Origin of the sequence: Cupriavidus sp. OV096 (genome assembly GCF_900115455.1) — a bacterium.
Classification (GTDB): Bacteria; Pseudomonadota; Gammaproteobacteria; order Burkholderiales; family Burkholderiaceae; genus Cupriavidus.
On the sequence record NZ_FOWM01000001.1, the window covers coordinates 150141 to 163299 of the forward strand.

The 13159-nt window shown below is 60.6% G+C and carries 10 protein-coding genes; 3 read left to right on the forward strand and 7 right to left on the reverse strand.

The genetic code is table 11. From position 1 onward, the window contains the following. The first annotated feature begins 1 nt into the window (after nt 1). Both BM115_RS00755 and BM115_RS00760 read left to right on the forward strand, forming a co-directional pair. Entirely contained in the window at nt 2–481 is a 480-nt protein-coding gene (locus tag BM115_RS00755) for a very short patch repair endonuclease (protein WP_092290813.1), read from the forward strand. A 36-nt stretch (nt 482–517) separates the two neighbouring features. After that, a complete protein-coding gene (locus tag BM115_RS00760; protein WP_092289560.1) occupies nt 518–1897 on the forward strand; it encodes a type II restriction endonuclease in 1380 nt (459 codons plus the stop codon). Between the two features lie 105 nt (nt 1898–2002). Here BM115_RS00760 and BM115_RS00765 read toward each other — a convergent pair whose 3' ends face one another. From BM115_RS00765 to BM115_RS00795, 6 genes are all read right to left on the reverse strand, one after another. Next, nucleotides 2003–2812 carry a hypothetical protein gene (locus tag BM115_RS00765; protein ID WP_143093837.1) on the reverse strand — a complete coding sequence of 270 codons (810 nt, stop codon included), beginning with the start codon at nt 2810–2812 and terminating at the stop codon, nt 2003–2005. Further along, nucleotides 2805–3590 (reverse strand): hypothetical protein, encoded by a 786-nt coding sequence (locus BM115_RS00770; RefSeq protein WP_092289564.1) that lies wholly within the window; start codon nt 3588–3590, stop codon nt 2805–2807. The genes BM115_RS00765 and BM115_RS00770 overlap by 8 nt, the downstream gene beginning before the upstream one ends. Nucleotides 3591–3593: 3 nt before the next feature. Further along, complete coding sequence (locus BM115_RS00775) at nt 3594–5423, reverse strand: hypothetical protein (RefSeq protein ID WP_143093838.1); 1830 nt, start codon at nt 5421–5423, stop codon at nt 3594–3596. Between the two features lie 1161 nt (nt 5424–6584). After that, on the reverse strand, nt 6585–7145 hold the full coding sequence (locus tag BM115_RS00785) for an NADPH-dependent FMN reductase (protein WP_092289568.1): 561 nt from the start codon (nt 7143–7145) through the stop codon (nt 6585–6587). Between the two features lie 107 nt (nt 7146–7252). After that, the gene (locus tag BM115_RS00790; RefSeq protein ID WP_092289569.1) at nt 7253–8359 is read right to left on the reverse strand and encodes an enoyl-CoA hydratase/isomerase family protein; all 1107 of its coding nucleotides are present in this window, start codon (nt 8357–8359) and stop codon (nt 7253–7255) included. A gap of 98 nt (nt 8360–8457) precedes the next feature. Next, the gene (locus tag BM115_RS00795; RefSeq protein ID WP_092289571.1) at nt 8458–10026 is read right to left on the reverse strand and encodes a methyl-accepting chemotaxis protein; all 1569 of its coding nucleotides are present in this window, start codon (nt 10024–10026) and stop codon (nt 8458–8460) included. Between the two features lie 218 nt (nt 10027–10244). On the opposite strand from BM115_RS00795, the gene BM115_RS00800 reads away from it, so the two are divergent. Beyond that, the gene (locus BM115_RS00800; RefSeq protein ID WP_092289573.1) at nt 10245–11102 is read left to right on the forward strand and encodes a sterol desaturase family protein; all 858 of its coding nucleotides are present in this window, start codon (nt 10245–10247) and stop codon (nt 11100–11102) included. A gap of 46 nt (nt 11103–11148) precedes the next feature. Here the strand turns inward: BM115_RS00800 and typA are convergent, their stop codons facing one another. Beyond that, the gene (gene typA, locus BM115_RS00805; protein ID WP_092289575.1) at nt 11149–12969 is read right to left on the reverse strand and encodes a translational GTPase TypA; all 1821 of its coding nucleotides are present in this window, start codon (nt 12967–12969) and stop codon (nt 11149–11151) included. Between the last annotated feature and the right edge of the window lie 190 nt (nt 12970–13159).

Consider the following 13159-nt stretch of genomic DNA (forward strand, 5'->3'; position numbering starts at 1 on the left):
CGTGGTAGACGTCGTCCCGCCGGAGATCCGCAGCCGAATGATGTCGGGCATCCGCGGGAAAGACACAAAGCCCGAACTGGCGCTGCGCAAAGGCCTACATCGCCTCGGGCTTCGTTACTCGCTTCGCCGCGACACATTGCCCGGAAAGCCCGATATTGTCTTTCGGGGACGACGGACGGTGGTTTTCTTCCACGGCTGTTTCTGGCATGGGCACGTAGGCTGCCCCCTTTTCAAGATTCCCAGCACCAGGCCTGAATTCTGGACGACCAAGATCGAGGGCAACCGCGCAAGGGATGACCGCGTCGTCTCCGAACTTCTTGCAGAAGGTTGGCGAGTTGCAATCGTCCGCGAATGCGCGATCAGAGGGCGTGGGAAAAGACCCATCGAGACCGTCTGTGAAGAGTTGGCTGAATGGATAAGATCGGGGAATGGGACACGGGTCGAAATTGCCGCTATGGATCATTTTTCGACTGGCGGGTAGCATGTCCTCAAACAACCGCATAACAATTCAGGACAAATGCCGGAACAATTCGATATCTTTGCGGAAAAAGAGCCGAGCCCTCCGATTTCCGCTTTCCTTGACAGCTCGGAAGCCGTCTTTGTAAAAAAGCTATCTTTAAATGATCGCGATTGGGCGCGGCTTCCTAACAAGCACCAGGCCGGCGTTTATGTTCCCCCTTCCGAGCGTGATAGCGGTTTTTTCGCGCCACTAGTAGCCAAGCGGCGCGAGAAAGCGGGGGCCGACGAGATACGGGAAGCCTTCTTCGACATCGATTGGGCCGGCATCAATGTCAAGAGGAAGGCCAGACTCGTTCACTACACAGGCAAGGGCGCTGAGACGCATTTAACGGGGCTCCCAAAGGCAGCGTTCAGCGATCTGGCGCCGGCCTCTTTCCTGGTCATCGGAAGGCGGGGTGAGGGCGAATACAGGGCTGTCACCATCGACTCCGAGAGCGAAGATTGCGATTTGCTCGGTGACCTCCTCTCGCTTGCCCCGGATTTTCGTTCCGGCATTTTCGCGCTGGAAGCGTTGCGGCGTAAGCGCGAAGAGAAGGAGATCACGTTCATCGAGGAGGTAGTAAAGGCCTTCTTCGACGGGAACATCGTCGCCCTGGCCGCCAAGTATGCTTCCATGCCGACGACTGCCGCGTTAGCGGAAATGGCGAGGACTCGTTTCATGGCCGACAATGGCCTAACGAGTCTCGACCCCTACTCAATAGCCAGACCTGGCGATGTAATCCGTTCCATAAGTCGCGGGGTCGAATATGAGATCTTCAAAGACTTTCAAATGAGAGCGCGGGCGGTCGAACTGGTGCGCCTGCTTCTCGGCGATGCTCCTGGGGCAGTTTCACCCGAGAAGGCCTTGCGCGCGATCGTACTCGAGTACCCAAAGATCGACGCGATTATGCTTTCTGCCGCCCAACAGCGAAAGTCGCGGGCAGGTTACTCATTTGAGCATCACATCGAGGCAATGCTGATCGACGGCGGGATCCCGTTCCAGAAGCAGGTCGTCATCGAGGCCAAGAAACGGCCCGACTTCATACTGCCCTCCCTTGCCCTCTATGACGATGGAGCAAGGACTGACAGAGAAGCTCTGGTACTGAGCGCCAAGACGACGCTACGCGAGCGATGGAAGCAGGTTCATGCGGAAATAAGAAACTGCGATCTTTTCCTTGCGACGGTGGATGAGAACATCGCCGAGAACGCTATTACGGACATGGCTTCGCAGGGCATCCGCCTTGTCGTGCCGGAAAGCCTCAAGAACTCGGACACGACAGAATATAAGCGACAGGAAAGCGTTATTTCGTTCGAGAAATTCTTCTCCGCAGAAATTAAAGAGGTGCGCTGGCCCCTGTGGGAAGCCCGAGGCTTGATCGCCACCAAATCACTAGTTTGAAATATCCTTGATCGCGTGCGTTTCGTTATGTCACAAAACGCAGCTGTTCAGGCAGGTAAGCAATGCAGTGCCATCTTTGTTAGCGAAGCAGATCACAGCAGTCGTTCACTCAGCTTTGAGTGATGCGACAACCGAGTCGTGGGACTTGCCTTTAGCTTTCGACTTCACTTTGCCACGGAAACGGTCGAATTCTGCAGGCAACAGCGCAACCAGCGTTGCCGCCGGCGATGCATGCAAATCGTATGTGAGGTCGAACTGGTTCAGCACTGTTACCAAGCGTCTCGGCGTCCCTGCCCCCTTTGACGAGCTGCCGACCTTCATGCGGTCACCAGATTCGTCGAAATAAAGGGCGTAGGCTGTCTCCACGACGCTCTTGCTTTCGACGAATTCCTGTGTGGCCGAGAGCTGCATCTGCATTTCGGTTCTAACAGAAACGGGAGATGCCTGATTCGAGCCGGCCGTAAGTAGAACCTTGGCGAACTTCTTGTGCACGGCGACTAGGACCCATGTGCTACGGACCAAATGTCTGTAGTACCTTGTGTACTTAAAGTCCTTGCTAAGCACGTAGGCTGCAGTTTCCAGCGGAGCACGCTTGCCGTCGAGCGACGGACACAATTCGTCGAACATGAAGAGAGCCAACCAATTCCAGAGCCGGTGGTCGCGCGAGATCATGGGCTTGCTAACGCCGACAAGGACCTCTTCGCACAGATACTTGCCGAGCTCATATGCAGATCGATAGGGTCGGCCGAGTGGCTGGAGTGCGATGGATGCAGTAAACGGCGCAGGGAGGGACGTAGCAGCATCCGTCAGCAAGTGGAGTGGCGGGGGCAGCGTCGGATTGCTTCGAAGCTCCTCAACGTACTTTTCGAAGTGACCGATACCCTCATCGTTGAGCATCCGTACTGTTTCACTCATGGGTTGACTCCTCTTGCTCACCCGCCGGGATCGATTGCGTCGCAAACTGGAATTTTTTCGAGAAGATCTCGAGCGTATCGACTATGTATTCCTCGCGTTCGCCACCGTCATCGCTGGGATCGAGGTCCTCGGGATAGCTCGTTCCGAGCACGTCGGTGAGGAACGTCTTCCAGTCTGCGAACCATGCAATGCCGTCGCCATCGCCCGAGTCGAGCATCACTGAGAGGATTTTTCGAAATGCCTCTACCAAGATGGAGCCTCTGAGCAGCGGATCTTCTTGAATGCGCGCAGCGAGCCCTGGAATTCGAGAGTTGACCAGCAGATAGGGACGTTCTCCGTCAGCGGTGCTCACGTCCCAAATTCGCTCTTCGAGCCATTCAGGTTTCACCGGCAGCAAGGGCAGGCGCCCCGCCTCAGGCCCCCCGAGTGGTGCCTCGGAAATGCGATCCCCGGATGCGAGAAGCCTCCCAAGACGACCAGCGTTGTCATCGATGACCTTGACCCGAAAGCTGACTTCCCCGCCGTTATCGATTTCATCGAGCAACGTACTGGCCGGTGCGACGATTGTCCCGATAGTTCCAAACTCAAATCGCATGGCGCTGTGGCCGAGGAATGGTTCGACGGACACCCTCGCCGAAGGAGGAAGCTTCAGGTCAGCGAGTCCACTGAGATCGGCGCTAAAGCTGACAGGCCGGCCGGATGGGGATCGCTCGATCCGGAAAGAAACCATGTCGCGGGTGATGCGCTGACGACCGGTCGAATTGATGCTTCGCTTCATTGGCTACCGCCTTACATTCAGTTCGAGATCACGTTCGGTGTCGAAGCCGGTCGCTTCGAACTTGAAATCTGGACTCGCCACATCGACCAGAATTGTGTTCGGTTCCGTGGCGTGCCACGTTGCCCCGGTCGCGGTTGCCGCGATCGAGCCGCTGCCGCGGAAGTCGAAGTCCTGCGGTTTGTGGCGCTTGAAGGGGTTGCCTCGCCGTACACCGTAGGCTGCAACGACCCTGATCTGGTATGGAACGGGGACAATCGCATCGGGGTTGCCGCGGATGACAAATCCTCCTGACCTTGGGGTCACATTGAACGCCCGAGGCTTTGCGGGTGGCGGCGCCGGCGGCGGGGACGGGCGCGGAACAGGCTTGGGCCTTATATCGACATCCGGAGATACGCGTGTCGGTATCGAAAAGAACTCGATCAGAGCGTCCTCATCTATTTGCGTCTCCGCTTCCGTCACGATGTCGTTCAGATCGTTCAGTAGCCGCTTGATTGCAGAGACCTTCTCACCAGCTCTGCTCCACTTCGCGGTTAGCTTGTCCGCAGACCCGACCCAGCGCGTATGCGCGGGATTCTCGGAGTCGCCAAGAAACTCGACAATGCTGGTGTCTGAGGCCAACAGCGCCGCCATCGTCTTTCGACCACGAAACGAGCGCGATTCCCCTGGAATAGTGATGTCGCCTCGTACATAGAGGGCTTGCCCCTTGGATGGCTCAGGAGCCGCTTGCAGATATGCATCGACATAAGTCTGCAAAATGGCTCCGTCTTTGCGCCGGAGCTCAACCGGTGCTCGAACGTTCACTAGCTCGCCAGCACCGAATGACGAACGAACGTGCTTCAGTTCGGCTTCTGTCAGGCTCGTAGCGACGCCGTGCTTGATCCAGTCTGAACCCAAGGAAGTTCCGGGAGCAATTGATCTGGCAGCATCGACTAGTCGGATGAACCTTATGAGTGACCCATCTGCCAGCTCAGGCCCGCCGTGGGATTCCGCAAGCTCAGCGAAACTGGCACTGTCGATTTTCTTGTCGCCCATCTCGACTACCAGTCGCCCAGTCAAGATGGGAAAGAAGTAGTTCGTGATCACGTGCGGCATCAACTTCGTGGGTTCCAGTCCCTCGCGAAGGCAAAGCACCGCTATCGACAGCCCAGGTTCCTTGGTCCGAGTGATCCCCGCCGCTTTCCGGAAAGCTTCTATGGTGGAAGGGTCTCGCGATGGCAGCTGGAAGCCGTCGTCCGCCCTCACGGCAAAGAACACATGTGGCGCATAGTTCAGGGTGCCGATTTTGTGATTGTTCAAAACTGCCTGGCCCATCAGCAGCCTTTCCCCTGACGGATCGTCAGCGCGGATAGTCAACCCGAAGAATGTTCCGATAGACGACGCGCTAGAGAACACCAGCTTACCCAATCCCCATCGGCCGGCAGCCCCACCCTTCTTGTGCGACAGCCCGAACCGTCGCCAGAAGTCCGAGAAGTTCAGCTCGTCCTTGTCGTTCGGATCACCAAGCAGCCCAGTCGTTCCGAAGTCTTCAATTAAGAGAATTCGGGGCATGGAGAGCTCTACGCCAGTCATGTCCAAGCGCGACGCTGCAAGGTGCGGCCTCAATGGCTCAAGAAGTTCACTCCAATACGAAGCGTTGTCCGCGCTTGGTTCGACCAAGCGGATTCTTGTTGTGACCGGCCCTGTGAAGAGTTTAGAACGACCGTCCAATGAGTTTTGGTGCGGCTCACGCACCAGGGTTTCCCGAATAGGAAACTCGTCGCTATTGAACTGATCACGCTGCGTGATCCCCTGATCGACTTCGGCGCGGGGAATGACTCTTGCAAGACATTTCATCTCCCTCTCCCTACAAAGTGAATTCGTTCTCCGCGCCGCGACCCGTGCCCTCAAATCGAGCCTTCATCAAGTCCAGCTCCCTTTGCAGGGCACGACTGATCTTTCGGACGTCGTCGTCCGTGTACTCGTATGCCGAGCGATTCGACAGGTTTGAGATCAGACGGATCTCCTTAATGACTCGATTGACACGTCTCGAAGCAATCTCTACAAATTTTGCTCGTTTATCTCTAGCCGGCGGCACGGGCAGATTACTCACCTTACTCTCCGAGAACACATGGGATATGGATAGGAAATGTATCAGCAACTGTTGCATGCAGCAACAAATTCACAATGTGTGAGAAATATTTGCCACATAGAGACCGCCGATGATTAGTCGAAACGCTGGGCAAGTGCCCCGCAAGCCAGGACTAAGCCCCCAGTCGGTCCTTGGCTTCACCCTTCTCCGCCCGCAAAAGCCTTCTTCCGGCCCTCGCCGCCCAACACCAGAGCCTGAGCACGCCTTTTTCGAGAAGGTGAACGAGTTGACCCTAGACACGTCGATGCCGGCATTCAGCCTCCATGGGCCGCGAGGAATCCAAGAAAAGTGGTGTGTGAAACTGATGTCTGCGGCGTGGCGCAAGTGTTCCCTAGCCCCGACGGCGATCGTCAGTGCTACGAATTTGCTACGAGGAAGGGAGGCATTGCCCTGTAACCCGCGCGGTTAAGCCAAAGTCAGGCTTACTTCCTACCAATCCATCATCGGGGCCACCGAGATGCGGCGGGGATTTACGGTCATGCGGGTCGTGGGATAGCGGATGTAGCCTGGGACGAACCCGGCTATTGGGAGACCCGCAGTATACGTGAGCTGGGCGTGCGTTGCAGGGCGTGGTAAGGGATGCGCCGGCTGCACTCGGCGGGGTGCTGCGTCAAAGAAAACGGCGCCCGAAAGCGCCGTTTGGCTCTTGCTCGTGATGCGGGGGGCATCAATGCATGAACAGCCAGATCAGAACCAGCACGAAGGCCGGGACGCCGAGTAGCCACGCGACGATGTACGGCATGGTTTTCCTCCTGAATATCTGTAGTGGGCTTGACTCCACTATAGAAACAGGCACCTGCCGGCGATGTCGGGGCCGCCCCGCTTCGCACTGTAGGACTGGGCTGACCCTACCTTCCCCACCTGGATCAGCGAGCGGCGTTCTTGTCGATCCAACTGGCAAACGTCGTCAGGTACTTGCTCAGGAAGCCGCGTGTCGATTCGTTCGCAATCCCGCCCTGCGCGTCGAACAGCTTGTCTGCGCCGCTGATATAGGCTTCGGGCTGCTGCAAGACCGGGATATTGAGGAATACCAGCGACTGGCGCAGGTGGTGATTGGCGCCGAAGCCACCAATGGCACCCGGCGATGCGCTGATCACGCCGCCCGGCTTGCCGTCCCAGGCGCTCTGCCCATAGGGGCGCGAGCCGACGTCGATGGCGTTCTTGAGGACGCCGGGCACCGAGCGGTTGTACTCGGGCGTGATGAACAGCACCGCATCTGCGCGGCGGATGCGGTCGCGGAACGCCACCCACTCGGCCGGTGGATTGTCGTCGTCGTCCTGGTTGTACATCTGCAGCTGCCGGATATCCACGATATCCAGTTTCAACTGCGGCGGCGCCAGCGCTGCCAGCGCTTTGGCCAGCTTCAGGTTCAGGGATTCCTTGCGCAGGCTTCCCACCACTACGGCGACATCACGAGGATTGCTCATCACGGGTTCCTTTCACTGTTGACGGTTGAAGTACAACGGATTGCAACGGATGCAGCGAAAATCCGGGCGGGGCATGTTGCCCTGCCCGAGTTGTCTATCGATTCAGTCTATCGACCCAGACCGGCCAGCGGATGTTCCTCGCGCCGCCACGGGCTATCGAAGAATGATCGCACACGTGCCGTGGTCACGTCGTCAAGCCGCGCCGGCTGCCAATTGGGCTGATGGTCCTTGTCCACGGCGAGCGCGCGGATGCCTTCCACCTTCTCGCCAATGCGGAACACGTGGTACATCATGTCCAGTTCCATGCGCAGCTCGTCGTCCAGCGCCATCGACCGCGCACGGCGAATCTGCTCGAGCGTCACGCATAGCATCAGCGGCGAACGGCTGCGCAGCATCGCGGCGGTCTGGGCGGCCCAATCGCCTTCGGCATCGCTGATGGTGGCGAGGATGGCCGGCACCGTCGCGCCCGCGAACGCGGTGTCGATCTGGTCCGACAGCCGCGCGAGGGTGCTGTCGGCCGGCTGGCAGGCCGCTGCGTGCTGGTCCGTGAACCTGGCGATATGTGCCACCACCGACTCGGGGCTGCTGAACCGGGCCGCCTGCAGCGCCGCTACCATCTCGGCCAGCGCATTGGCGGGCAGGTAGGCATCCGCCAGACGCGCGTACAGCGCATCGGCGGCGTGGATGACCGTGCCGGTCAAGCCCAGGTATTCGCCCAGCCGGCCCGGCGTGCGGGCGAGGAACCAGCCGCCGCCCACGTCTGGGAACAGGCCGATATTGGTCTCGGGCATCGCCATCTTCGTGCGATCCGTGACGATGCGCAGGCGGGCACCTTGCGAAATGCCCATTCCACCGCCCATGACCACGCCGTCCATCAGCGCGATATAGGGCTTCGTGTAGCGGTGAATCAAGTGGTTGAGCGCGTATTCCTCGACGAAGAACTGGTCGAGCAGCGGGTCCTGCGCGTGCCATGCCTTGTGGAACCAGCGGATGTCTCCGCCAGCGCAGAACGCCTTGCCGCCTGCGCCCGCCACCACCACCGCGTGCACCGCCGGATCGGCCTCCCAGCGCGTCAACGCGTCCGTGATCGCGCGAATCATCTCCAGCGACAGCGCGTTCAGCGCCTGCGGGCGGTTCAGCGTCAGATACGCCACCCCGCCACGCTCCTCGGTCGTCACTTCCACCACTGCCTGCGTCGATCCAAACTCCGTCATGTGTCTCTGCTCCTTTCTTGTTGCCAGCGATTTTACGCCAGCCACATGACGATGCCGGGCCACTTTGCGATTTTCAGAATCGTCTCAACGGACTCGGCTCAGGCCAGCCGGAAGGCGGCCATGAGACCCGTCAGCCGCTGGGCCTGGTCCTGGAGCGACGCCGCCGCGGCAGCCGCTTCCTCGACCAGCGCCGCGTTCTGCTGCGTCATGCCGTCCATATGGGACACCGCCACGTTCACCTGTTCGATGCCGCGCGACTGCTCGTCCGATGCCGCGCTGATGCCGCCGATGATGTCGCTCACGCGTCGTACTTCGTCCACGATGTCCTGCATCGCCCTGCCCGCCCCGTCCACGAGGGAGGTGCCCTCGCGCACGCTGGACACCGACGCGCCGATCAGCCCCCGGATCTCCTTAGACGCCGCCGCGCAGCGTTGAGACAAATCTCGAACATCGCCCGCTACGACGGCAAAGCCGCGCCCGTGCTCCCCCGCCCGGGCGGCTTCCACGGCGGCATTGAGCGCCAGGATGTTGGTCTGGAACGCGATTTTCTCGATCACCTCGATGATGTCGACGATCTTGTTGGCGCCGGCGTCGATGGCGCGCATGGTGTCCACTACGCGCGAAACCGCCGTGCTGCCGCGCTCGGCCAGCGTCTGGGCGTTAGTCGCCAGCGAGGTGGCGTCGCGCGCGCTATCGGCGTTGTGGCGTACGGTGCTGGTCAGCTGCTCCATGCTCGATGCGGTCTCCTCCAGCGACGCGGCCTGCTGCTCGGTGCGCTGCGACAGGTTGGCGTTGCCGCTGGCGATCTGCGCGCTGGCAGCGGCGATCGAGTCGGCGCCGCCGCGCACCTCGCCCACCATCTCGCGCAACCGCGCCTGCATGCGGCCGAGCATCCCCAGCATGCGACTCGTCTCATTCCTGGCGTGCTCGTCGACCATTACGCCGGCGTCCTCCCGATGCGCGGTGCCGAGATCCCCGTCGGCAATGCGGGCGAAGCGGGCGATGGCCACGTCGAGCGGCCGGACAATGGAGACCCGCAGGCGCCAGGCCACCACGGTGCTGAACACCAGACCCACGGCCAGCACGACGAGCGAGAGCGTCAGCAGCCGACCGTAACGATCTTGAGAACTTTCGTACACGGCCTTGGCGCTCGCCACCTGTAGACGGGCCAGTTCCGTGTTGACGGCCGTGAACTGGATGTCGAGCTTGGGAATCGTGTCCATGACCGCCGTCATCATCGCGTCGCGGTTACCGGCATGGAGCGCGGCAATCATTGGCGCCACGCCCTGCGTGAACAGCGCCTGGCGACGGGCCGACACGGCCTCGGTGGCGCGCGTCTGCTCCTCATTGCGAGGAATCTCAAGATACGATTTCCAGGCCGCGTCCGACTGGCGCGCGAAGTCCTGTGCCGTGGCGGCGCGCGCCTTGGCGTCGGCCGGATCGGTGGCGAACGCGGCCTGGTCCAGCAGCACGCGCACCAGCAACTGGTTGGAGCGCGCTTCGGCCAGATACGTCGCGGCGGCAAGCTGCTGTTGATAGACCTGACGCGTGGCGTCGTTGCTGCGCGACATGCCCAGCCAACCGACGCCGCCGACAATCAGCAGCAACAAATTCGTGACAATCGTGAGGAGCCACAGCCTGGCTCCGATCGTAGTGTTGCGAAACATGGGGGCGACTCTCCGTAACGTGAAAAGCGGCCACTCCTCCTCGGCCGCACACGCAATGACGGCGCGCCCGCACGAACCTTGATGCATCGCGATGGATAGTCTGTGTTGCAGATTTGTGATGATGTGCGATAGACGACGCGCGCGCGCACGATCGAGCACATGGTGCGTATGGAGGAAGCCCTCCACGCAAAAACCTTGAGAATGTGCACACTTGCGCCATGCACGTCACGCCCCCGCAATCCGCCGGCTTCGATCCCGGCCTGATCCTGATGGCCTTCGCGCCGGTCTTCCTGCTGACTATCGGCTGGGAGGCCTGGTACTGGGCGCGCCGCGACCCCGCCGTCTATAGCTGGCGGGACACGCTATCCAACGCCAGCCTCGCGCTGATGCATCAGGCGTCGGACGCCTTCTTCCTCTGGCTGCTGATCCGCACGGTCTACACGTGGTGCTACGCGCACGGTCTGCGCGCGGTGCCGGAGACCTGGTGGTCGTTCGCGCTGCTGCTGTTACTACAGGATTTTCTTTATTACTGGTTCCACCGGGCCAGCCATCGGGTGCGCTGGCTGTGGGCGTCGCACGTGGCGCACCACTCATCGGAAGGCATGAATTTCTCGACGGCGTTCCGGCAGAGCCTGACCTATCCGATCTCGGGCATGTGGCTGTTCTGGATTCCGCTCGCGTTCATCGGATTTACGCCAGATTGGGTGATCCTGGCCGTCGGCCTGAACCTCGCGTTCCAGTTCTTCGTCCATACGCGGCTGGGCCGGCGCTGGCCGCTCGTTGAGATGGTTCTCAACACGCCGTCGGTGCATCGGGTCCACCATGCGAGGAATCCGCAGTACATCGACCGTAACTACGCGGGCGTGCTGACCCTCTGGGATCGCCTGTTCGGCAGCTTCGTGCCCGAGGAGGCCGCGCCCGAATACGGCATCACGCGGCAGATACGCACGCACAACCCGCTGACACTCACCTTCCACGAATGGCGTGACATGTTCCGCGACGCCTGGCACGCCCGAGACCCGCGCTACTTCTGGAAGCCGCCCGAGTGGCGCAGCCCCAAACACGTTGAACCATGAAAAAACCGCGCTCGAGGGCGCGGTTTTTTCATGGGGCAAACCGGTGTTACACGGTGTCGCGCGAAGCACGCTTACGCTCGTGCTCCTTCAGGTGGCGCTTGCGCAGACGAATGCTCTTGGGGGTGATTTCCACGAGTTCGTCATCGGCGATGAATTCCACCGCGTATTCAAGCGACATCTGGATCGGCGGCACCAGGCGCACGGCTTCGTCAGTACCCGAGGCGCGCACGTTGGTCAGTTGCTTGCCCTTGATCGGGTTCACGACGAGGTCGTTGTCCCGGCTATGGATGCCGATGATCATGCCTTCGTACAGCGCATCGCCCGGCTTCACGAACATGCGGCCGCGATCCTGCAGCTTCCACAGTGCGTACGCCACGGCGTCGCCGTCGTCCTGCGAGATCAGCACGCCATTGTGACGCTCGCCCAGGCCGCCTTCGCGCACCGGTGCATAGTCGTCGAAAATGTGGCTGATCAGGCCCGTGCCGCGCGTCAGCGTCAGGAACTCGCCCTGGAAGCCGATCAGGCCACGCGCCGGAATACGGTACTCCAGGCGGGTACGGCCCTTGCCGTCCGATGCCATGTCGAGCAGTTCGCCCTTGCGGCGGCCCAGCTCTTCCATGACGCTGCCCTGGTGGCCGTCTTCCACATCCACGGTCAGCAGTTCGTACGGCTCATGCTTCACGCCATCGATTTCCTTGAACACCACGCGCGGGCGCGACACGGCCAGCTCGTAGCCTTCGCGGCGCATGTTTTCCAGCAGGATGGTCAAGTGCAGTTCGCCACGGCCCGACACTTCGAAAATCGTGTCGTCGCCGGTCTCGGCCACGCGCAGGGCCACGTTCGACTTCAGTTCGCGGTCCAGGCGTTCGCGCAACTGGCGGCTGGTCACGAACTTGCCTTCACGGCCGGCCAGCGGCGACGTGTTCACGCAGAAGTTCATGGTCAGGGTGGGCTCGTCCACCTTCAGCATCGGCAGGGCGTCCTGGGCGTCCGGCGCGCACACGGTGCAGCCGATACCCAGTTCCTCAATACCGTTGATCAGCACGATGTCGCCGGCTTCCGCCTCGGGCACGATTTCGCGCTCCAGGCCACGGAACTTCAGCACCTGGTTGATACGACCCTTGATCGGGTTGCCTTCCGGGCCGAACTTGACCACCACGTCCTGCAGCGACTTGGCGCGGCCACGCGAAATGCGGCCCACGCCGATCTTGCCGACGTAGCTCGAGTAGTCGAGCGAGATGATCTGCATCTGCAGCGGACCGTCCGGGTCGTCGTTACGAACCGGCACCTTGGTCAGCACGGTCTCGAACAGCGGCTTCATGTCACCATCGCGCACGTCTTCGGTCAGACCGGCATAGCCGTTCAGCCCCGAGGCGAAGATCACCGGGAAGTCGAGCTGCTCGTCGTTGGCGCCGAGCTTGTCGAACAGGTCGAAGGTCTGGTTGATCACCCAGTCAGGGCGTGCGCCCGGACGGTCGATCTTGTTGATCACGACGATCGGCTTCAGGCCGAGCGCGAGTGCCTTGCGCGTCACGAAACGCGTTTGCGGCATCGGGCCTTCCACGGCATCGACGAGCAGCAGCACGCCGTCGACCATCGACAGCACGCGCTCCACTTCACCGCCGAAGTCGGCGTGGCCCGGGGTGTCCACGATGTTGATGTGCGTGCCGTTGTACTCGACGGCACAGTTCTTCGCGAGGATCGTGATCCCGCGTTCCTTTTCCAGGTCGTTCGAGTCCATCACGCGTTCAACCATTTGCTGGTTTTCACGGAAGGTACCTGCCTGGCGCAGGAGCTGGTCGACCAGGGTGGTCTTGCCATGATCGACGTGGGCGATGATGGCGATGTTACGGATGGCGCGGGTCATTGCGGCGTCCCCTTGACGCGGAGCGTTCGAAAAATTAACCCGACATTCTAGCATGCTGCGGCGCAAAACGCTCTGCTGCGGATCGACCTTCTATGTTAGGCGTCGTTGCGGTTTCTGCAATGACGAATTTCCGTTCTTGCGGATCGTGCGTCACATGCATATATTTGTCACAGCAAAGATTGCGGCGACA